Source organism: Pauljensenia sp. UMB3104 (genome assembly GCF_030217285.1).
Lineage (GTDB): Bacteria > Actinomycetota > Actinomycetes > Actinomycetales > Actinomycetaceae > Pauljensenia.
Genome location: NZ_JASONN010000276.1, coordinates 1 through 278 on the forward strand (window position 1 = coordinate 1; position 278 = coordinate 278).

The 278-nt window shown below is 62.9% G+C and carries 1 protein-coding gene; it reads left to right on the forward strand.

Going from position 1 to position 278, the window contains the following annotated elements:
* On the forward strand, positions 1-278 hold a 278-nt coding region (locus tag QP415_RS11690; RefSeq protein WP_336620007.1), incomplete at both ends, for a ribonucleotide reductase N-terminal alpha domain-containing protein.

The following is a 278-nucleotide window of genomic DNA, read 5'->3' on the forward strand; positions in this document are numbered from 1 at the left end:
GTACCTGGCGCGCGGCGACATCGAACTGGCACGCAAGCTCATCGACGAGATCATGTCAGGACGTTTCCAGCCGGCCACACCCACCTTCCTCAACGCGGGTAAGCGTGCGCGCGGCGAACTGGTCTCCTGCTTCCTGATCCGCGTCGAAGACAACATGGAGTCCATCGCCCGAGGCGTGAACTCCGCTTTGCAGCTGTCCAAGCGTGGTGGCGGCGTGGCACTGTCACTGACGAACCTGCGCGAAGCGGGCGCACCGATCAAACGCATCGAGCATCAGT